The sequence below is a fragment of the Streptomyces sp. sk2.1 genome (assembly GCF_008120935.1).
GTDB lineage: Bacteria > Actinomycetota > Actinomycetes > Streptomycetales > Streptomycetaceae > Streptomyces.
The window spans coordinates 16417-35546 of record NZ_RDBO01000036.1 but is presented as its reverse complement, the minus strand read 5'-3'; the positions used below and the strand labels follow the sequence as shown (position 1 = coordinate 35546).

Annotated in this window: 20 protein-coding genes; 6 read left to right on the top strand and 14 right to left on the bottom strand. The window is 72.6% G+C overall.

What is annotated here, in order from left to right; genetic code table 11:
• The first annotated feature begins 171 nt into the window (after window positions 1–171).
• Window positions 172–858, top strand: coding sequence for a discoidin domain-containing protein (locus tag EAO76_RS14090; RefSeq protein ID WP_262375457.1), 687 nt, complete (start codon window positions 172–174; stop codon window positions 856–858).
• 107 nt (window positions 859–965) lie between these two features.
• Here the strand turns inward: EAO76_RS14090 and EAO76_RS14085 are convergent, their stop codons facing one another.
• Window positions 966–2309, bottom strand: a complete 1344-nt coding sequence (locus tag EAO76_RS14085) for a diaminopimelate decarboxylase (protein WP_148836283.1) — start codon at window positions 2307–2309, stop codon at window positions 966–968.
• Window positions 2310–2418: 109 nt separating this feature from the next.
• Window positions 2419–3654 carry a cytochrome P450 gene (locus EAO76_RS14080; protein ID WP_148836282.1) on the bottom strand — a complete coding sequence of 412 codons (1236 nt, stop codon included), beginning with the start codon at window positions 3652–3654 and terminating at the stop codon, window positions 2419–2421.
• A gap of 114 nt (window positions 3655–3768) precedes the next feature.
• Here EAO76_RS14080 and EAO76_RS14075 point away from each other — a divergent pair, with 114 nt between their 5' ends.
• Complete coding sequence (locus tag EAO76_RS14075; protein ID WP_316248337.1) at window positions 3769–4752, top strand: acyl-CoA dehydrogenase; 984 nt, start codon at window positions 3769–3771, stop codon at window positions 4750–4752.
• A 173-nt stretch (window positions 4753–4925) separates the two neighbouring features.
• Here the strand turns inward: EAO76_RS14075 and EAO76_RS14070 are convergent, their stop codons facing one another.
• Window positions 4926–5819: a peptidoglycan-binding protein gene (locus tag EAO76_RS14070; RefSeq protein WP_316248338.1), complete on the bottom strand. Its 894-nt coding sequence runs from the start codon at window positions 5817–5819 to the stop codon at window positions 4926–4928.
• Between the two features lie 477 nt (window positions 5820–6296).
• On the opposite strand from EAO76_RS14070, the gene EAO76_RS14065 reads away from it, so the two are divergent.
• The 3 genes from EAO76_RS14065 to EAO76_RS14055 all read left to right on the top strand — a co-directional run bounded on the left by EAO76_RS14065 (window position 6297) and on the right by EAO76_RS14055 (window position 9179).
• The gene (locus EAO76_RS14065) at window positions 6297–7418 is read left to right on the top strand and encodes an ATP-binding protein (RefSeq protein ID WP_262375455.1); all 1122 of its coding nucleotides are present in this window, start codon (window positions 6297–6299) and stop codon (window positions 7416–7418) included.
• A 70-nt stretch (window positions 7419–7488) separates the two neighbouring features.
• Window positions 7489–8544 carry a hypothetical protein gene (locus tag EAO76_RS14060; protein WP_148836285.1) on the top strand — a complete coding sequence of 352 codons (1056 nt, stop codon included), beginning with the start codon at window positions 7489–7491 and terminating at the stop codon, window positions 8542–8544.
• The gene (locus EAO76_RS14055) at window positions 8523–9179 is read left to right on the top strand and encodes a response regulator transcription factor (protein WP_148836280.1); all 657 of its coding nucleotides are present in this window, start codon (window positions 8523–8525) and stop codon (window positions 9177–9179) included. Before EAO76_RS14060 ends, EAO76_RS14055 begins: the two co-directional genes overlap by 22 nt.
• Window positions 9180–9197: 18 nt before the next feature.
• Here EAO76_RS14055 and EAO76_RS14050 read toward each other — a convergent pair whose 3' ends face one another.
• From EAO76_RS14050 to EAO76_RS14030, 5 genes are all read right to left on the bottom strand, one after another.
• Complete coding sequence (locus EAO76_RS14050; protein ID WP_148836279.1) at window positions 9198–9764, bottom strand: GNAT family N-acetyltransferase; 567 nt, start codon at window positions 9762–9764, stop codon at window positions 9198–9200.
• A 126-nt stretch (window positions 9765–9890) separates the two neighbouring features.
• Window positions 9891–10331, bottom strand: a complete 441-nt coding sequence (locus tag EAO76_RS14045) for a cupin domain-containing protein (protein WP_148836278.1) — start codon at window positions 10329–10331, stop codon at window positions 9891–9893.
• A 210-nt stretch (window positions 10332–10541) separates the two neighbouring features.
• The gene (locus tag EAO76_RS14040; protein WP_148836277.1) at window positions 10542–11219 is read right to left on the bottom strand and encodes a lysophospholipid acyltransferase family protein; all 678 of its coding nucleotides are present in this window, start codon (window positions 11217–11219) and stop codon (window positions 10542–10544) included.
• Window positions 11220–11311: 92 nt separating this feature from the next.
• Entirely contained in the window at window positions 11312–11914 is a 603-nt protein-coding gene (locus EAO76_RS14035; protein WP_148836276.1) for a DUF2867 domain-containing protein, read from the bottom strand.
• Complete coding sequence (locus EAO76_RS14030) at window positions 11911–12453, bottom strand: DUF2867 domain-containing protein (protein ID WP_148836275.1); 543 nt, start codon at window positions 12451–12453, stop codon at window positions 11911–11913. The genes EAO76_RS14035 and EAO76_RS14030 overlap by 4 nt, the downstream gene beginning before the upstream one ends.
• 223 nt (window positions 12454–12676) lie before the next feature.
• On the opposite strand from EAO76_RS14030, the gene EAO76_RS14025 reads away from it, so the two are divergent.
• Complete coding sequence (locus EAO76_RS14025) at window positions 12677–13255, top strand: TetR/AcrR family transcriptional regulator (protein WP_148836274.1); 579 nt, start codon at window positions 12677–12679, stop codon at window positions 13253–13255.
• A 273-nt stretch (window positions 13256–13528) separates the two neighbouring features.
• On the opposite strand, the gene EAO76_RS14020 is transcribed toward EAO76_RS14025, so the two are convergent.
• The 6 genes from EAO76_RS14020 to EAO76_RS13990 all read right to left on the bottom strand — a co-directional run bounded on the left by EAO76_RS14020 (window position 13529) and on the right by EAO76_RS13990 (window position 18633).
• On the bottom strand, window positions 13529–14182 hold the full coding sequence (locus tag EAO76_RS14020; RefSeq protein ID WP_148836273.1) for a hypothetical protein: 654 nt from the start codon (window positions 14180–14182) through the stop codon (window positions 13529–13531).
• The gene (locus tag EAO76_RS14015) at window positions 14179–14727 is read right to left on the bottom strand and encodes a TetR/AcrR family transcriptional regulator (protein ID WP_148836272.1); all 549 of its coding nucleotides are present in this window, start codon (window positions 14725–14727) and stop codon (window positions 14179–14181) included. Before EAO76_RS14015 ends, EAO76_RS14020 begins: the two co-directional genes overlap by 4 nt.
• A 531-nt stretch (window positions 14728–15258) precedes the next feature.
• Window positions 15259–15639, bottom strand: coding sequence for a DUF4260 domain-containing protein (locus EAO76_RS14005; RefSeq protein ID WP_148836271.1), 381 nt, complete (start codon window positions 15637–15639; stop codon window positions 15259–15261).
• Between the two features lie 218 nt (window positions 15640–15857).
• A complete protein-coding gene (locus EAO76_RS14000) occupies window positions 15858–17372 on the bottom strand; it encodes a carotenoid oxygenase family protein (protein WP_148836270.1) in 1515 nt (504 codons plus the stop codon).
• A 165-nt stretch (window positions 17373–17537) separates the two neighbouring features.
• The gene (locus EAO76_RS13995; RefSeq protein ID WP_148836269.1) at window positions 17538–17939 is read right to left on the bottom strand and encodes an SMI1/KNR4 family protein; all 402 of its coding nucleotides are present in this window, start codon (window positions 17937–17939) and stop codon (window positions 17538–17540) included.
• 4 nt (window positions 17940–17943) lie between these two features.
• On the bottom strand, window positions 17944–18633 hold the full coding sequence (locus EAO76_RS13990) for a hypothetical protein (RefSeq protein ID WP_148836268.1): 690 nt from the start codon (window positions 18631–18633) through the stop codon (window positions 17944–17946).
• Window positions 18634–19130: the final 497 nt, after the last annotated feature.

The following is a 19130-nucleotide window of genomic DNA, read 5'->3' as shown; positions in this document are numbered from 1 at the left end:
ACCTTCAGCACCCGTACCGGCTGCTCGAAGTCGCACTCCAGGTACTGGCCCACCCCCGTGTCGGGCCCCGCCTCCGCGGGTGACCAGTAACGGTTGTTGAAGCCGTCGAACGCCGCGCCCGTCCGCTGCCCCAACTGCCGTACGGAGAACGCCCCCGACCGCACCCTGTGCGTGCGCTGCGCACTGCTCCTGGACCCGGGGCCGCCGCCCGACGTCCGGCCTCCCTGGTGGCGCCGGATCTTCCGGCGGCGACCGCGCCGGGCACCCGTCGCCGGCACCCGGCCGCGGCGCCGGCTGTGGCGCCGCCCCGGTCTGGCGCTGCCGATCGTGCTGATCCTGCTGGCCTGCGGCGTGTGGTTCGCCCTGCCGCACCTGTCCGGGTGGCTCGGCCTCGCCAAGGACGAGACCGGGACGCCGGAGGCGGTGCCGCCCACCCGGTTCCGGGCCTCCAGCACGGCCCCGGGCCATCCGGCGGGCGCGGCGTTCGACGGCTTCAACAACCGTTACTGGTCACCCGCGGAGGCGGGGCCCGACACGGGGGTGGGCCAGTACCTGGAGTGCGACTTCGAGCAGCCGGTACGGGTGCTGAAGGTGGTCCTCTTCTCGGGCGCTTCGGCCAGGAAGGACGAGTTCCTCGACCGGGCCCGCCCGGCGCGGATCACCGTCCGGCTCACCTCCGCCGACGGGACGTCGGTCGAACGGAAGCTGAGGCTCAAGGACCAGCCGGGCCAGCAGACCTTCGACCTGCGCGGTTCGGAGATCGTCCGGGCCCGGCTCACCACCGAGGCCGCGTACGGGGCGGGCCGGGACCGCCGACTCGCCCTCGCCGAGGTCGAGTTCTTCGGCCGCAGACCCTGAACCGTACGGCACGGAGCACTCCGCCCCGTACGCCGGGAGGCCCTCCGCCCCGTACGCCGGGAAGCGCCCCGGTCCGTACGGCCGGAGACGACCTGACGCCCGCCGACTCACCCGGCGCGCAGCTCCACCAGGGCGTCCACCTGCGCGAGCCCGCTCTCCTCGACCACCTCGCGCACGCTCTGCGCCGCGCGCACCGACGCGAGGCGCACCTGCCCGTCGGAGCCCGTGCGATAGCCGTAAACGGCGGGCCTGGGCAGCGAGTTGTACGAGAAGTGCGAGGAGAAGTAGTACGCCCCGGTGTCGTACAGCGCCACCACGTCACCGGGCTCGACGACGGGCAGTTCGCGCCCGATCGCCGTGAGGTCACCGGCGAAGCAGCAGGGGCCGGCGATGTCGACGACCTGGGTCGGGCCCTGCTTGGGGCGGCCCGAGGCGTCGAATATCCCGACGCGCAGCGGCCAGGAGTCGGGCATGAACACGGTACGGGTGGCGACCTGGGCCCCCGCGTGGGTGACCGCGATCTGCCGTCCGCCCGCGGATTTCGTGTACTCGACCAGGGTCGCGACGGTTCCGCTCTTGGCGAGCAGCGACCGCCCGAACTCGGTGACGAGGGTGTAGCGGCCGTCGAGGAGGCCGGGGGCCGCGGCGCGCAGTTCGGCGACGTAGTCCGCGTACGTGGGGCGGTCGTCCTCGTCGTCGAAGTTGACGGGCAGACCGCCGCCGATGTCGAGCCCGGTGATCCGGGTGCGGCCGAGCCGTTCGTTGATCCGCTCGGCCAGGTCGTGGGCGACGCCGACGCCCCGGGCGATGAGCGGCAGCGGGCAGCCCTGGGAACCGACGTGCGCGTGCAGCCGGTTGAGCCAGGGCCGGGCCGCGAAGGCCTCCGTCATCGCCTCGACGGCCCCCGGGTCGCGCAGCGCGACGCCGAACTTGGAGGTCGCCGTCGCGGTGCTCATCGCACCGATGGCACCCGCCCCCACCTGGGGGTTGACCCGCAGCCCGATCGGCCCGGCGGGCTCCCGCCCGGCGAGCAGGCGGTCCACCCGGGCCAGTTCCTGGAAGTTGTCGAGGTTGATCGCGATGCCGTGCGCGAGGGCGAACTCCAGCTCCTCGACCGTCTTCGCCGGGCTGTCGAAGACGATCCGGTCGTACGGGAAACCGGCCGCCAGGGCCTGTTCCAGCTCCCCGGGCGAGGCCACCTCGCAGCCCATCCCGGCGTCCGCGAGCAGCCGGAGCACCGGCACGAGGCCGCACGCCTTGGCGGCGAAGGTGTGCTGCACGGTGGCCGGTCCCGCGAACGCCTCGTTCAGCGCGTCCACCGCGTCCAGCACCCCGTCGACGTCGAGGAGGCCGATCAGGGGCGATCGGGGGCCGAGCAGCCCCTCCCGGACCGCATGTGCCAGCGCCGCGTCACGGGCGTCAGCACGCCGATGGGCCGAACCGGAAGTCACCTGAACCACACTCCGTAGGTCGGTGGTGCGCCATGCCCACCGGGCGGAGTGGGCCGTGCGCCCATCATCGCCGCCGGCCCCGACCCGAAACAGACGTCCGCCCGGACCTTCAGGCGCGGAGTCCGTCGAAGGCGACCTCCAGGTGCCGGGGTCCGCGCAGCACGGCGTTCTGCCGGTACGGGGGCGGGTCCGCCACCAGGCGGGGGTTGTCGAGCCTGCGGGCCAGCTCGGTCAGGGCGAGCTGCGCCTCCAGCCGGGCGAGGGGCGCGCCGAAGCAGTTGTGGATGCCGCTGCCGAAGCCGAGGTGCTGGTTGTCCCGGCGGTCGGGGTCGAAGCGGTCGGGATCGGCGAACCGCTTCGGGTCCCGGTTGCCGGAGGCCAGGACGAGCCAGACGGCGGCGCCCCGGGGGATGGTGGTGCCGCCGATGTCGATGTCCGCGAGGGTGGTGCGCTGCGGGAGCAACTGCACGGGCGGTTCGAAGCGCAGGAGTTCCTCCACGAGCGGGGCGGCCAGTCCGGGGTCGGTGCGCAGCCGTTCGAGGACGCCGGGGTTGCGCAGCAGGGTGAGCATCCCGTTGGTGATGAGGTTGACCGTGGTCTCGTGACCGGCGATCAGCAGCAGGGCGGCGGTGCTGAGCACCTCCGTCCGGGTCATCCGCCCGTCGGCGCCGTGCTGGGTGACCAGGGCGGAGAGCATGTCGTCACCGGGCGCCCCGCCGCGTTCGTCGATGAGCCCGGCCAGGTACAGGCCCAGGTCGGTGCGGGCCTGCCGGGTGGCGCGGCGGCTTTCGCCGGGGTCCTGGCCGGGGTCCGGGTCGAGACCGGCGGCGATGGTGTCGGCCCAGGTGTGGAAGCGCGCCTCGTCCTCGCGCGGAACCCCCAGCAGCCGGCAGATCACGGTCACGGGGAAGGGGTACGAGAAGTCGTCGACGAGGTCCACCCGCCTCCGGTCCCCGAAGTCGTCGATGAGGCCGGAGACGATGCGGGTCAGTTCGCCGCGCATGTCGTGCACGCGCCGGGGCGTTTCCGGCGGCCCGAACGGACGCATCGTCATCCGGCGCAGCCGGTCGTGCTCGGGCGGGTCCAGCCGCAGGAAGGCGGGCGGCAGCGGTGAGTCCTCCTCCTCCTGGAGCAGGGTGCCGGCGGCGCCGGGGGAGAGGTTGCGGGCGTCCGAGCTGATCCGCGGATCGTGCAGCAGGCCCTTGATCTCCCAGTACGTGCTGACGACGAACAGGTCGTCCCCGTCCCGGAGCACCGGGGTCCTGCGGAGTTCGGCGTACAGCGGATAGGGGTCGGCGCGGGCGGAGTGGTCGAGGATCCGCCGCAGGAGCGTGTCTTGCGTCATGGTGGTCGGTCCTTGCCGGCGTCGGGGCGGGCGGCGCGGGATCGCCTGCGACGCCGGCTGCCGGGCCTTCGACTTCCGCGGCATCGTGACCGCCGTCACCGTCACGCGGTCGCCGTGGCGGTCCGGCACGCCTTCAACCGGCGGACGGCCGGGGTGACGGCCGGTGGCAGCGTTCCGCTGTTCGCCCACCGGAGTCATCACACCCCGCTCCTCGAATCCGTCGCCACCACCTACGCGGCGACGCTGCTGCACCGGGTCGCGGTCCGGCGCTGGGTCGATGCGGCGGAACACGGACAGGAGTCGGAGCGGGAGGACAGCGAGCGGTTCACGGCGATCGCGAAGGGCTGGATCACCTGGCAGGCGCGAGGGGTCATGACCGAGTGCCGGGAACGCTGCGGCGCCCAGGGGCTCTTCCTCGCCAACGGCATCGCCGGTCAACTCGCCGCCAACGAGGGGACGATCACCGCGGAGGGCGACAACCTGGTGATCTGGGTGAAGGCGGCCGGCGAGATGCTCCTGGGGCACTTCACCCCGAAGCAGCCCTGCGACCAGGACCCCGCGGCCCGGCACCTCGCCGACACCGATTTCCTGCAGGACCTGCTGGGCGACGTCGAGCGCATCTGGCACCGGCGGGCGCGCGGGCGTCTGCGCAGCGGCCCGCCGGGAGATCCGCTCAACCGGTGGAACAACACCGTCAACTCGGCCCTGAAGCTGGTCGACGCCCATGCGGTGCGCCGGGCGGGCCAGGCCCTCCTGGAGGCGGCGGCGGAAGCCACCGACGACGATGCACGGCAGCAACTGACCCTGCTTCACCGGCTGTTCGCGTTGCGCCAGGTCATGGCGCACAGTGGTGATCTGCTCGCCGACGGGCACCTGACCGGCGCGCAGGTGAGGGAGTTGCAGGACGCTTCCGAAGCCGTCGTCGCGGCCCTCGTGCCGCACGCCGAGACGCTCGTGGCCGCGTTCGCCGTCGTCGAGGACGTCCTCCTCGACCATCCCATCGCCCGGCCCGAGGGGTTCGACGAGCGGCCGGTGCCGTCCTGGGACGGCACCGGGTCCGTACCGCGGCCGGTCGTCGCCGCGGCGGCGCCCGCCTGACCGTTCACCGCCCGGCCCCGGGCCGTGGGGGCGCGCCGTGCGGCCGTCCCCGGTCGTGGCGCCCGGGGATCGGGACCGGATTCCCGTCATGTCGCGGCTCCCATGTCGTTCCGGTGCCGTCCCCGTGCCGTTACGGGGCCGTCTCGTACCGTTCCGGTGCCGTCCCGTGTCGCCTACGACCGGCCGAGGAGTTCCTTGGCACGTTCGATCAGCGCGCGGGCGGTGCCCTCCACGGCGTCGTAGCGGTCCGGGTAGGCCGAGACCTGCACGGCCTGCGCCACCTCGCCCGCGGACAGGTCCGGATTGTTCGCCGCCACCCGGATGGCGGGGGTGAAGAACGCGTTCGACGCGTACGACACGTCCATGATCTGCTCCGGCGTGCCCCAGCCCTGCGACGGGCGCTGCTGGAACACCCCGAGCGAGTCCCGGTCGCCGCAGTCCAGGTTGTTCATGTTCGACTCGACCACGCCCGCCTCGAACCCGGCGAGCAACACCTTGTCGCTGACGCCGAGTCGGACGCCGGTCCGGTAGACGATCCGGAGCACCTCGGGGTCGGGTTCGTCCGGCACCGTGCAGCCCCCGCCACCACCGCCGCCGCCCAGACCGACGAGGTTCCGCCAGGTCTCGGGGCCGACGATGCCGTCCGCGGACAACCCCTTGTCACTCTGGAAGGAGGTGACCGCGGAGGCGGTGGCCGGGCCGAACCGCCCGTCCACGGCAAGTCCGTAACCGTACTTGTTCAAGGCGGTCTGCGCCGCCGCGACCGCGTCGCCGCTCTCGCCCTCGCGGACCGTGACGATCAGGCCCGGCCAGGTCTCCGCGCCGATGACACCGTCCGCGGCGTATCCCTTGGACTGCTGGAAGGCGACCACCGTGTTCTCGGTCGCCGGGCCGAAGTCGCTGTCGACCGAGATGTCGTAACCGTGACCGCGCAGCAGGTACTGGGCGGTGGCCACGTTGGCCCCGGTCGTGCCGTTGTCGAGGACGGGCCAGGCCGGAGCGGCGGCGGCCGGGCGCACGAGGCCGAGTGAGACCACCAGAGCCGCGCATACCGTGGCGATCGCGATCCATGCACGACTGACTCCTGCTGCTGATATCAACCCGACTCCCGCTGTCGACCCGGCTCCCGCGCCGGGGAGCATTGCGCGCCGAAAAGTAGCAACGGGCGGCCCGTTCGGCATCGGACGTTCGACCGACGTACGGGATACGACATGTCCGCCGTTTCGCGTGTCCGCCGTTTCGTGCGTCCACCGTTTCGCGTGTCCGGCACTTCGTGCGTCCGGTGCTTCGTGCGTCCGGCGCGAGGAGTCGTCGTACGGCTTCGGTATAGTCCCGCGTCGCCGGGTTCCTTGCCCGGCAGGCGAGTTGACCGGTTCGGCCCGGGAGGACGGTGATCCGATGCACGGACCGTCATCCCGCGGTGTCGCACCGGTCGTTCGAGTGCTCCGCCCGCCCTCACGCAAGGAGGGCGGCACCAACGGCCCGGCACCCGGACCGGTCCGGTGAGCGGCGGGCCGTCGACCTCGCCCCGGGGCAGTTCCGAGATGCGCGGCGGTGTCGAGGCGCGGGACGGTGTCGAGGCGCGGTTCCTGGCGTCCGCCCACCGGTTGGTCCCTCCCGTGCGCGGAATCACGGTGGCCGTCATCAGTGTCTTCGGTCTTCTCGCGGTGCCCGACCGGGCCCTGCCGTTGGGATTCGCCCTGTTCGGGCTGGTGCTCGCAGGGGCCGGCGTGGACTGCTGGGCGGGGTTCACGGGACGGGGTGCGGCGTTGTCACTGGCGTTCGCCGTACTGCGGGTGGTGGCGGTCTGCGCGACCCAGGAGTGGACCGGCGGACCGCTGAACCCGTGGGCGCTGAACGTGCTGACCACAACGGCGATCACACTCCAGTGGGAGTGGTCCCCGGCGGTCGCCGTGCCCGTCACGGCCGGGCTGCTCGCCGTCGACCTGGCCGCGGCGGGGACCGGTGTCGTCGGCACCCTGCTGCCGCGCCTGGTGTTCGAGTGCCTGCTGGCGCGGCTGGGTTTCGTACTGCTCCGCCGGTCGGGCAGGCGGGTGGACGAGTTGCGGGAACGCCGGTCGGCGCTGGTGCGCGCGGAGGCGGCCGCACTGGCGCGGCACCGGCAGGAACGCGAGTACCTCGCGCTGCTGCACGACACGGCGGCGTCGACCTTCCTCCTGGTGACGACACAGGCGGAGGAGACGGATCCGGAGCGGGTCGCCGAGTACGCCCGGCACGACCTCGCGGTGCTCACCGGTACCTCGGGGGGAGCGACCGCCCAGGACGGTGCCGTGGACCTGGCGGCCTCGCTGCGTGCCGTCGTCGGCCGCGGCCGGCTGGCCGTCGACGTCCGCACGGAGAACACCCCGCTGGTTCCGGCCTCGGTGGCACTCGCCTTCGTGCGTGCGGTGCACGAGGCGCTGGTGAACGTCGAGCGGCATGCCGGGGTCGACACCGCCTCGCTGAGCGCGCGCGGCGAGGGCGAGCGGGTCGTCGTGGTGGTGGCCGATCGCGGGGTGGGGTTCCGCCCGGACGAGGTGGCGGGCTCCCGTCGCGGGATCCGGAACTCGGTGATCGAGCGCATGGCCGCCGTGGGCGGCAGTGCCACGGTCACCTCGTGTCCCGGTGCGGGGGTCGCCGTGAGATTGGTGTGGCCCGGTGGATGAGGAACGCGAGGCAGGCGAGGGGCGTGCGGCGAGCGAGAGGCGCGCGGCGGGTGACCACGTTCACGCGACGATGCGGATCATCCTGGTCTGTGCCACCGGCGTTCTGCAGTTCGGCCTGAGCCTGCACCCCCTGCTCGCGCAGGAGTACCGGTACCGATGGCTCGCCGTGACCGCCTTCGTCGCCCTGGCCTGCGTCACCGCGGTCTGCTGCGGATGGGTGCTGCGCCGGAGGCCGTTGCCCTTCGCCCTCGTGACGGCCGGAACGGCGGTGGTGCTCGCGGCGTCGTTCTGCGCCGGGGTCGCGATCGACCCGGAACGGCGTTTCCAGGCTCCTGACTGGTCGTTCGGACTGGTGGGGTGGCACCTGTTGCTGCTGTTGCTGGACCGGCCCCGGGTGCTGGTCACGGCTCTGGCCGCACATCTGGTGACGAGCACGGGGCTGTTCCTGTCGGCGGGTGTGCCGGACCGTGCCGCGGCGGGTGCGGCCGGTGCCGCCGCGTTCGGCGCGGTCGACGTCCAGCTGGCGGTCGTGGTGATCACGCGGGTGCTGCACCGGCAGAGCCGCGAGGCGGCGGCGGTCGCCGAGGAACAGGACCGGTTGGTGGCGCGGATGGTGGCGGCGCAGCAGTGGGAACGGGGCCGACGGAGCGTGTTCGCCGGGCAGTTGGGGGCGACGCTGCCACTGCTCGCGGGTCTGGCCGACGGCGAGCTGGATCCGCGCGACGACGACACCCGGCGGCGGTGTGCGCTGGCCGCGACTCAGTTGCGCCGGCTGTTCGCCGAGAACGACGACGTGCCGGACCCGCTGGTGCACGAGGTCACCGCGTGCGTCGACGCGGCGGAACAGCGGGGCGTGGACGTGTCGTTCGCGATCAGCGGCGCCGTCGTGCCGGTGCCCCCGCAGGTGCGCCGCGAGCTGACCGGACCGGTGGTCGCGGCGTTGTCCGCGGCGCGGAGCCGGGCCAGGGTGAGCGTGCTGCGCACCGCCGAGGAGGTACGCGTCGCGGTGGTGGCCGATGCCTGTGCCGACGTGGTCATCGCCTCCACCGGCCGGGTCGGGGTCGAGTACGGTGTCTACGGTGAGTACCTGCGGCTGGAGGCCAGATGGCACGAGCGACAGGGCTGAGCGCGGTCATCGTCGACGACCACCCCGCCGTACGTGCCGGGGTCGCCCACTGGTTGGCCACCGGCACCCCGCCGATCCGGGTCGCGGCGTCGGGTGACGACGTCCGGGTCGCGTGGACCGGGGAGGGGGCCACCGCCGACGTGGTGATCCTCGACCTGCATCTGGGCGGGCCGACACCGGCCATGGGCGAGCTGCGCAGACTGGCCGGGGCGGGGCGACGGGTCGTCGTCTACTCGATGCGGGCGGACGACGAAATTGCCCTGCACTGCCTGGAGTTGGGAGCCCTGAGCTATCTGACGAAGGCCGAGGGGGCCGAGCACCTCCTCGAAGCCGCCACCGCCGCGGCATCGGGTCGTGCGTACACCCCGCCGTCGCTGGCGGGCGCGCTGGCCGGTGACCGCTCCACCGGCCGGCCGACGCTCTCGGCGCGCGAGACCGAGGTGCTGATCGAGTGGTTCCAGTCCGAGTCCAAGGACTTCGTGGGCCAACGCCTGGGCATCTCGCCGCGCACGGTCAACACCCACCTCGAACACATCAGGGTCAAGTACGCGATGAGCGGCAGGGCGGCGCCCACCAAGGCCGCGCTCCTGGCACGGGCGATCCAGGACGGGCTGGTCCGGGTCGACGACCTGTGACGCGGGCCCTCGGCGCGGTCACCGTACCGAGGGGGGACGGTGGGTGGTCCAGTACTCGGAGGCGGTGATGCCCATCAGCACCACGTCGTGGTAGTCGCCGGCGAAGAACTCGTGCTGGCGGAGCCGTCCTTCCTCGACGAAGCCCAGAGCCCGGTAAAGGGCGAGGGAAGCCTCGTTGCAGGCGTGGATCTCCACTTCGCACTTGTTGCAGCGCTGCTCGGCGAACATGTAGGTGAGGAGCAGTTCGGTGGCCTCGGCCGCGTAACCCTTGCGCCGGTTCCCGCGGGTGATCTCGATGCCCGTCCTGAACCTTCCCGCCCGGCTGTCGAACTCGCCGACCGTCACGGATCCCGCGAAGGCACGGTCGGCCAGCCCCTCGACGACCAGCCGGAACGCTTCCCCGCCCGGCGGGCGTCCGGCGCGCTCGGCGGTCCAGGCGCGGAAGCTCTCCTCCGAGCGGGGAGGGTCGATCAGGTCGGCGTCGCGGACATCGACGGTGTGCCGGGCCAGGTCGCGGAAACCTTCCCAGTCCTCCGGCTCGACACCCCGCAGACGCACCTTCTCCCCGGTCCACATGTCGCTCATGCCGCCCACCACTTCTGCCGGTTGCAGGCGCTGCCCGCCGTGCGTACGAATGCCGGATGATATCCCCGGCACACGGCCGCACGTCGGGCACAGCGCGTCGGGCGCCGGGCGTCGAGGGCTCTGCTGCTACGCGCCCGGCCCATCGAGTCGGTACAGCTCGGGCACGGACACCTTGATGGGTTCCTGGGTGGTCCGGGCGATCACGACGACTGCGGGTTCGTCCGGGTCGGGGTTCTCCTCCCGGTGCGGGACGAACGGAGGGACGAGGAAGAAGTCGCCCGGTCCGGCGGCGAGCCGCACCTCCCGCGTGCCGTCGTGGTACACGAACACGGGGTGGCCGCTGACCACGTAGACACCGGCCTCCGAATCGCCGTGGTGGTGGTTGTCCGTCGAGCTCAGCGGCGGGTTCTCCACCAGCCCCATCCAGAGCTTCTTCGAGCCGACCGTGCCCCCGCTGATGGCGGCGTAGCCGTCCAGTTCGCCGGCCGGAACACGGTGGACACGGTTGTTGACCGGCTTGTGGTCGCGGGGTTCCGGTGCGGGCCCGACGCCTTCGCTGGTAGTCATCATGCAGCCTTTCGGTATCTCTCGGTTTCGGCTTTCCCGACCGGGATCAGGCTGCGACTCCCGCATCAAGACGGGCAACAGTTCTTGCCGCTTCGGCAAACCCCATGTCCCGGCGCTTCCGGCATCTCCGATGGATCCGGAGCTTCCTGCACTTCCGGCGCATCCGGCGCACGGAGATCCGGTCGTCGCGGGACGGGATTCGGGTCCGTCTCAGGAGGCCGGCGTCGTGTGCAGGAGTGCGGCGGGCTCGCGCAGGTGGGCGGCCGCCGTTCGCCACGCGGTGGTCACCGCGGTGCGGGCCCGTGCCGTCCGGGCGGCGCGGGTGCCGGTCAGTTCCAGCGGCGCCCCCACGTGCACATGGAGGTCCGGTCGGCGCAGGGGTGCCGTGGCCAGACCGGCGAGCTGCTTGACGGGGTTGCCCGAGGTGATCCGGCGGGCTCCGGCCTGGCCCACGGGTATGACGGGTGCTCCGGTGCGCTCGGCGAGCCGGGCCAGGCCGCTGCGGAAGGTGCCGGGCGCCTCTTCCGCGACGTCCCTGCGACGGGGCAGGCCCCCTTCGGCGTAGATGAGGACCAGGCTCCCCCGCTCCAGGGCTTCTGCCGCGGTGTCCAGTGCCGCGGCGGCACGCCGGTCGCCGCGGAGGACGGGGATGTGCCCTTCGCGGACGAGCGCGCGGCCGAGCAGCGGGATGCGCCACAACCCCGCGGCCGCCATGATGACCGGCTCGGCGCCGAGCCGGCGCAGGGCGGCGACCACGATCGCGGGGTCGGCCAGGGACGTGTGGTTCGCGGCGACGATGCTGCCGGGCGCGAGTTCGACGCCGGGGTCGGTGGTCACCGACAGGCGGCCGACGGCGGGCACCAGGATGTCGGCGATGCGGCTGAGCATGAACGGTCTCCCCGTCTCGACGGTGTCGATCTTCATCGTCGGGGCGGGGGCCGATCGGGGCGTGAGTAGTCGTACTTATTTTCCGTACGGGGCTATCCGTTCGGGTTCCGGGTGGGGTCCCCGGCCCGAGGGCCCGGACCGGTCCGACTCCCGGCCGTCGGCTCCCGCGAGGTGGTTTTCGTACCGGCCAGCACCGCCGCGCCGTGCCGGGCGAGGCTGTACAGGATGAGGACGTGGAAGGGCTTGATCACGGCGAAGTAGGCCCGTCCGGCGCACCCGTGAAAGCGTACGACCGTGGTGACGACGCCCTCCCGACCGTGCGGACCGGGGCGGACCTTGAAGGTCGACCGGTAACCGAGGTGCTTGTCGTCCTTGCCGGCGACGACCGAGTCCTCCCCGACCCGGTACAGGTGGAGCGGCCCCGCCTTGCCGCCCTCCTCGATCCGGGTCCCCTCGCTCCGGTCGGTGCCCTTGAGCCCGAAGGGCCTCACCAGCGCGTCCCGCAGCCTCAGGAGGCGGGTCGTCGACGCGGGAGGAGCGCCCAGCATCGCCCGGACGAAGTCGTGCGCGCTCGTGCCCTGCGGGACATCGACGGCCACGGCGTCGATGTGGTCGCAACGGCCGAGCGTGCCGATGGTGTCCGCCGGGTCGGGCTCGACGTGGCGGCTGCGGGGAACGGCTCGCCGGCCGTTCATCGGATTCCCCCCTTCCGGGATTCCGGAGCGCGGTCGCGGTCACCGCCGGGCCGGTCGCGGTCGCCATCGGGCCGGGCACGGTCCTCGACCGTCGCCACCGCGTCGCGGAGCAGGCCGGGGACCAGTCGGCGGTGGATGGCGGACAACGGGGGCCACACCCTGCGGCCCAGGCGTCCGTCGTAGTGCAGGAAGGTTCCCAACGACACCTTTCCGCCGCCCACCCGTACGACGAGGTTGCCGGACAGGAACCAGGAGGCGGCCTCGAGCCGGATCCAGTCCTCGCCGCGCCCGGTGACGCGCCAGCCCGCCACGGTGTCCGGCGACCGCCCGCGACTGAGCCGAAGCCCCAACAGGCCGCGCCAGATCACCTGTTGGGCGAAGCCGGGGACGTCGCCGAACATCGCCCTGGCCCATTGCTCCGGTGTCGCCGGGGCATCCGTCGCGAGGGTGAAGCGATCGGCGTAGTCGATGGCCGGCAACGAGCCGAGGGCGCGGAAGGACTCGGGAAGGGCACGCACCCCCACGGCTGCGTCGACCATGGCCGCACCGGTCGCGTGCGCCCGCCCCATCGGGCCGTCGGGTTTCACGAGGGCCGCCGGGCGAAGCCCGCACACGGGGCGAACGGACCGAACTCCACGGCAGGGCTTGCGTTCACGCTCGCCGAAACTTGCCGACACATCACGTCTCCGCTCATGTATACGATAGCGTATAAACGGACGGTAGCCCAGATATACGGTGCCGTATACCTGGCGACGAGGTGAGGTGAGGCACATCGTGGGCGCGACGCGTACGCCACGTGACAGGTGGATCGAGGAGGGCCTGGCCGTGCTGGCCACCGCCGGGCCGGACGCGGTGCGCGTCGAAGTGCTGGCGAAGCGGCTCGGCGTCACCAAGGGCGGCTTCTACGGGCACTTCGCCGACCGCGACGCGCTGCTGGAGGCGATGCTGGACGCCTGGGAGCGGGAGAGCACCGACGAGGTGATCGCCCGCGTCGAGCGCGAGGGCGGCGACCCGAGAACCAGGATCCACCGCGCGGGCATGCTGACCTTCTCCGACGACCGCCTGCTCCCCATCGACCTGGCGATCCGCGCCTGGGCCCGGCACGACGAGTCGGTCGCCGAGCGCCTGCGGCGCGTCGACAACCAGCGCATGGCCCTGCTGCGCGAGATGATCGGCACCTTCTGCCCCGACCCCGACGAGGTCGAGGCCCGCAGCCTGCTCGCCTTCTGCGCGGCGATCGGCGGCCACTTCCTCGCCGCCGACCACGGCGAACGCACTCGGGCCCAAGTACTCGCCCACGCCGCCGACCTGGTGCTCGATCGCCCCCGGAAGAAGGGGTGACCGGGATACCCGCCAAAAGGGCGACGCGATGGCCTTCAAGCCCTGAGCACCCGTCGGCCATCACCCATTCGACGGGGGTCGGTCGTCGGCCCGGGGCGGGCTGCTCGGTCGAGGAGCGGCCGGTACGACAGCTGGATCCAGTCGATTCACGGCGATACCCCTCCCGATGCTCCGGAAGGCCGGGCCGCACCGGCGAGACCGGCGGATCGGGCATGCACCGAACGGCTTCCCGAGCCCCTTGATCAGAAGCCCGTCCGGTCGGGCGAGCAGTGCTCAGGTCCGGCGTCCGAGGGCCGCGCCGAGTGCAGCGATCCAGATCAGCAGCAGGGGCAGCGAGATGAACGCCACCGGGGTCAAGGCGGTGGACAGAAGCAGGTAACCGATCCCGGAAACGGTGATCGTGACGGCGAGGGCCCAGCCAATGACGACCTCCCCCCGCCGCAGCAGTGTGCTGTGCCGCGAGGCCGCGCAGGTGGCGGCGGCGAGCGCGGCGAGGACGAGCATCTTGACACCGTCCGTGCGCTGGACCGCCTCGAACAGCGCGCCGGTCCTGCCCGGTGATGCCGGATCGGCTCCGGATATCGCGATGACTTCCAGGACGAGTTGCACGCCCGCGAGCGCCCCCGCGGCCCTCCCGGCCCATCCGGCCCATCCGGCTGCGGTGTTGCCGGTGCGGCGGGCCCGGTCGACCAGTCCCGATCCGACAACCAGCAGGCCGACCGCTGCCACGCCGTGCACGAACAGCGCCTGGACCAGGGTCTGGACCGGCCGGTCGGCGTACATGGTCGTGATCTCGGCATGGGTGTCGCCGACTTCGGGTGCGGCTCCCCATGCGGCGGCGAGCCCGAGGATCCATGCCGCGGCGTGTACGTATCCGGCGGTGCGGACGGCGGAACCGGGAGCGGTTCTTTTGGCGATGGTGGTCATGCGGTGTCTCCCCAGGTCTTGTTCCGGACTGTCCGGGCGAACGCCTCGCAGCCGGTGCGCCAGGACGCGTCCAGGTCCGCGCCGGGCGGGAAGCGGCCGTCGAGTTCGAGCACGACCATTCCGTGGGCGAACGCCCAGAACGAGCGCGCGATGTCGATGTCGCCGTGCACCGCACGGGCCAGCAGCAGTGCCGCTCGGTCTTCGAGTCCCTCGGGAAGTGCGGTGCGGGCGAGCGGCCGACTGTGGGTGATGCGGTAGAGGTGCGGACCGGCGAGCGCATGCCGTCGGTAGGCGCGGGCGAGCACGAGCAGGGGCGGGTCGGTGCCGATCTCGGCCCCGGCGGCCTCCAGGGCCTCCGCCAGGCGGGTCATCCCCTGCACCTGGAGCCCGGCCTCGACAGCGGCCTTGTCCGGAAAGTGCTTGTACAAGGAAGGCGCCCGGATGCCGACGCGCTCGGCGATGCGCCGCATCGACAACGCATCCGGCCCTTCGGCATCGAGCAGTTCCCGGGCGGCGACCATGATCTGCTGCGCGCGGTCAGCCATGGCGGGCCGTTCGCGCGATCACCATGCGGGTGAGCCGTCCGGAGCCGGAAGTCGCCGTCCGGGCGGCGGGCGGGACCGGGGACGGAGCGGGCCCCGGGCATCGAATGCTTGCGGTGTGTTGCGCGGGGCCCGATGAGAACGGGCCCGGTCCGGTGGAGCACGTGCGCGCGACTGTCAGCGACGGGTGCTCCCCGCCGGAGACCGCCGACGTTCCCAAGGGCAGCAATGGCCCCTCCCATGCTCTTCGGCGGGGCCGGGGCAGGAGACCGCCCCGCGCGGTGCCGGCGGTGGCAGTGCTCACTGCAGCCCCCCATGACGCCCGATCAATATGGCTAACAGCGTTAGCCGCATGCGTCAAGGTATGGCTAACGGCGTTAGCCGTCAAGGGGGAGGGTGCCGAACTGCGGCCCGTCGGGCCCGGGCGTCAACGCGCCTTTCCCAACTCGACGGCAGCGGCCACCCGTCGAACGGCCCTGCGGAGCGGCGAAACTCCTGGTGGAAGGCCAGGGCCGGGAACCACCGGGAGTCCGGTCAGGCGGAGGCGGGCCCGATTCCGCGCGTCCGGTCGAGGGCGATGCGGGTGAGCCGGCCGAGGCCGGCCGTGAAGAGCGGTGGCCACACGATCGGCCCGACGGTGTAGCCGACCAGCACCACGAGGGGAATCCATCCACGGCTCACGGCCTGGTGCAGCGTGCCGGGCGGGCGGACGCCGACGAGCCGCGCCAGGTCCGGCAGCACGAAGGACACCAGGGCGGCGACCGTGGTCGGCACGCCGTACTTCTGACTTTCGAGAACGGCGAACGCGGCCAGCAGCGACGCGAGAGCGCCCCAGGCGATTCGCGCGGGCCAACCACCTTTGCTCCCACCGGAGTTGCTTGGCACAGCGGCGTCGCCCGGGAGTTCAGTGGTCACGCGTGGAGCCTACAGATGACAACGCGTCATCGGACAGAAGTCCGCAGGAGCCGGGGGTGACAACAGGTTCAGCAGCCGCGTCATGCGCTTGCGACGCAGACATGATGAACAGGCCGCCGGGGCGCGAAGCCACCCGTCGTCCCCGTCCCCGTCGCCGCGATCCGAGGCCGTCCCGGGTGCGGGACGCGCCCCCCGCGCGCGTCCCGCACCCGTTTTCCTCACGCGTCCGGCACCCAGCTCCCGTGGAAGCCGAGCGGCACCCGTCCCGGGAGATGTACGCGGGCCAGGGGGCGGCCGGTGAAGTCCTGCGCGGACAGGACCACCAGGTCGCTCGCGCCGCGGTCGGGGTCGTGCACGTAGGCCAGGACGTAGCCGTCGTCCTCGTGCCGCGCCCCGCGGCGCGGCACGAACACCGGCTCCCCGGCCGCCGCACCGGCCGGGAAACGGTGCACCTGCCGGCTGTCGCGCAGCATGTCGTGCTTCACCAGGCAGTTGGTGAAGCTTCCGTCCGACGGCACTCCGTCGACGGTCCCGTAGGCGCGCCACATCTCCGCCGCGCTCGCCGCGTACGCGTAGCGGTGCCGCCGCGACACCAGGGACTCGTTGACGCGGGGGAACTCCTGCGGCAGGTCGTCGATGCGGGTGCGGCGGACCCGGCCCGCCCGCAGGTCGATGTTCCAGCGCTCCAGCACGGGCGTGCCGGTCGCGGAGGGGCCGCCGTCGCCCCGGCCCGCGGCGTGGAACGGCGCGGGCATGGTGGTGAGTTCCATGACGACGGTGTCGCCGTGGTCGTAGGCGTTGAGCGTGTGCGAGTAGTACACCGGGTCGATCCCGAACCAGCGGACGGCACCGCCGGTCCGCGGCATCACCCCCACCCTCATCGGGTGGTCCGGGTTCCAGACGTACGGCACGGGTGCGCCCGCCTCGGCGGCCGCCGGGTCGAAGGTGATCGGCAGGTCGACGATCACCACGTGCTTCCCGGTGAGGGCGAAGTCGTGCATCATCGGCGCGCCCGCCATCGGAATCCTGGTGGTCCGTGCCACCCGGCCGGTCCGGTCGATCACGAGGTGCCGCACGTGGTCCCAGGTCGGGTAGTACGTCACCGCGTGCAGTTCGTCCGCCGCCACGTCGTACTTGGTGTGCGCGGTGAACGCGCCCTCCAGCGTGGAGCGGAAGTCGTGGGGCCGCACCGTGTTCAGCTCGCCGTCCAGTTCGTACGGCAGCGGCCCGCTCTCCTGGAGGGCCAGGATGCGTCCCTTGTACGGGATGACGTGGGTGTTGCAGGCGAAGTCGTCCGGCGGGACCTCACCCGGGTACCGCTCGCCCAGTTTCCGTGCCACCCGCGAGGAGCGCACCCACCTGTTGCGGTACCACTCGGCACGCCCGTCGCGCAGCCGCACCCCGTGCACCATGCCGTCGCCGAGCATCCAGTGGTGGGCCCGCGGGTCCTCGATGCCCAGCGCGTTGGGACCGGTGCGCAGATAGCGGCCGTCGAGATCGTGCGGTAACCGACCGGTCACCTCCAGGCCGAACTCGGTGAGTTCCTCGGTGACCGGGGCGAAGGCGCCCTCCAGGAACGGGAACGACTCCCCGCCCTCGCCCCCGGCCGTCGTGCCGCGGGTGGCGGCCCGCGCCTCGGTGGCGCAGTGGCCCGGGCCGTATCCCCCCACGACGCCGCCGGCCGCCGCGAGTGCCGCGCCGCGGAGAACCCTCCGGCGTGTGTGACTGGTCATCGCTCTTCCCCCGTCCGTGGTCGGTGCCCGGCGGTTGCGCGCCGGGGCCGGTGCTCGGGAAGAGTCTGCTGCGCGCCCGGCGGCGGGTCAGGTGGCCTGGCACCCCTCTGCGGGGGTGGTGCCGGCACCACCCCCGCTCCCCGCGGGCACGTCGGACAGATGACGTCACACGGGGGCGGTGCCGTCCCAGTTCCAGTTCCATCCGGTTTCGGGGAACCGTCCGAGCAGGTCGGACAGCGAGGATGCCTGGGGGACTGCGGACGACCAGTCCTGGGCGGAGACGTCGAGGAGGACCAGCGGCGGAGGGTCCTGCCGGAAGTCGTAGGTGAGCATTTCGCGGCTTCCGTCCCCGCCGATGACGAGGCTGCCTGGGAAGCGTTCCTGGAACTCACCGGCTTCGTTGACCCCGACGAGCTCCGCGACGGCGTTGATCATCAGGAAGTCGTCCGCCGGGGGAACGAACCGGCTCGTGCTTCCCTCCGTGGCCAGGAAGTGCCGGTAGTCCTCGGGGAAACGGACTCCGAAATGGCGTTCGGCCTGTGCGATCCGGTCCTCGTTCGAGCTCATGGCGTCATTCTCCCAGGGCCCGACCGGTGTCCCGGCTCCCGGACGCCCCGGTGCCGTGACGCTCCGGTCGCAGGAGCACCTCACTGCCGATCGGAACGAAACCGCAGGCCAGGAAGGCGCGCAGCGAGCGGGCGTTGCCCGGGGCGACGGCGGCGAAGACCGGTTCGCCGTCCGGTACGAGGGAGAGCGCGTCGATGAGGAGACCGCGCCCCTGGCCCCGGCCGGCATCGTGCGGGGCATGGAGCTCGATGCTCAGCTCGCGACGTCCGGCAAGGCCCTCGGCCAGGGTGACGATGCCCCGTTCGTCGCCGTGGACCGTGACGTCCTTCCGCAGTTCGCGGGCACGGAGGACGCGTGGGTGGGTGTCCGCCCCCTCCGTCCGTTCGGCGAGGCGCGGCCGGCCGCCGGTGCCGCGTGCGGTGAGGGTGACGTCGACGGTGTCGATCCAGCCGCCGGGGCCGGCGAGGCGGCGGAGGAAGTCGGGTGCCAGGGACGCGCCGAAGCCGTCGGGCCGTCCGGCGTGCACCTCGGCAGCGGGCAGAGCGGTGGCGACGACCGCGTGCCCGGTGAAGGCGACGGAGCATTCCAGTCCGTCGGGCAGCGGCGGCAGCACGGCCACCCCGCCGTCGCACGGCGGGAACCGGCCGTCGGAGGCGGCGGTGAAGTGGGCCAGGAGCGGGTGGGGTTCAGGCATGGGCGGTCACCTGTGCGGCAAGGAAGCCGGTGGGGCCGTGGCGGTTCATGTCGAGCACCCTAAAGTGCACCGCCCTCGGGGGCACGCCCTCCGGCAGGGCGGTCCCCGGAGCGGTACGGGTGTGGAGCACGGACCGGCCGTGGCGCCGTCTGGTGACGGGTCCGGCTTCGCGCGGCGCGGTCGTGTGCCGGCCGGCGGTCGGCAGCGGGAGCCGTGGCGTCTCGGCCGGTCGGGAGGTGCTCATGGTCCGGTCGAGCGCGTCGTGGCCGAGCGGGCGGGAACGGTTCCGTCGGCGGGCCGTGCCCGAAGCGCTCAGGGATGAGGCCGACGACGTGACGCAGCAGGGGCGGCCGCCGTCGCTGTCCTGCCCTGCCTGTCGGCCGTTCTGGGCGTTCTGGTCGTTCGACCGGCCTGCTGTGCCCCCTGGTCGGCGTGCTTCTCGGTAAAGCCCGTGCGCCACCGTTCGATCAGCGGGGGCAGCTCACGGAGCATGATGC

Coding starts and splice junctions, on each gene's coding strand:
- EAO76_RS14080 (WP_148836282.1), bottom strand. CDS start 3,654: ATGACGCAAGACACGCTCCTGCGGCGGATCCTCGACCACTCCGCCCGC.
- EAO76_RS14065 (WP_262375455.1), top strand. CDS start 6,297: ATGCGCGGCGGTGTCGAGGCGCGGGACGGTGTCGAGGCGCGGTTCCTG.
- EAO76_RS14060 (WP_148836285.1), top strand. CDS start 7,489: ATGCGGATCATCCTGGTCTGTGCCACCGGCGTTCTGCAGTTCGGCCTG.
- EAO76_RS14055 (WP_148836280.1), top strand. CDS start 8,523: ATGGCACGAGCGACAGGGCTGAGCGCGGTCATCGTCGACGACCACCCC.
- EAO76_RS14050 (WP_148836279.1), bottom strand. CDS start 9,764: ATGAGCGACATGTGGACCGGGGAGAAGGTGCGTCTGCGGGGTGTCGAG.
- EAO76_RS14045 (WP_148836278.1), bottom strand. CDS start 10,331: ATGACTACCAGCGAAGGCGTCGGGCCCGCACCGGAACCCCGCGACCAC.
- EAO76_RS14040 (WP_148836277.1), bottom strand. CDS start 11,219: ATGCTCAGCCGCATCGCCGACATCCTGGTGCCCGCCGTCGGCCGCCTG.
- EAO76_RS14035 (WP_148836276.1), bottom strand. CDS start 11,914: ATGAACGGCCGGCGAGCCGTTCCCCGCAGCCGCCACGTCGAGCCCGAC.
- EAO76_RS14030 (WP_148836275.1), bottom strand. CDS start 12,453: ATGGTCGACGCAGCCGTGGGGGTGCGTGCCCTTCCCGAGTCCTTCCGC.
- EAO76_RS14020 (WP_148836273.1), bottom strand. CDS start 14,182: ATGACCACCATCGCCAAAAGAACCGCTCCCGGTTCCGCCGTCCGCACC.
- EAO76_RS14015 (WP_148836272.1), bottom strand. CDS start 14,727: ATGGCTGACCGCGCGCAGCAGATCATGGTCGCCGCCCGGGAACTGCTC.
- EAO76_RS14000 (WP_148836270.1), bottom strand. CDS start 17,372: ATGACCAGTCACACACGCCGGAGGGTTCTCCGCGGCGCGGCACTCGCG.
- EAO76_RS13995 (WP_148836269.1), bottom strand. CDS start 17,939: ATGAGCTCGAACGAGGACCGGATCGCACAGGCCGAACGCCATTTCGGA.
- EAO76_RS13990 (WP_148836268.1), bottom strand. CDS start 18,633: ATGCCTGAACCCCACCCGCTCCTGGCCCACTTCACCGCCGCCTCCGAC.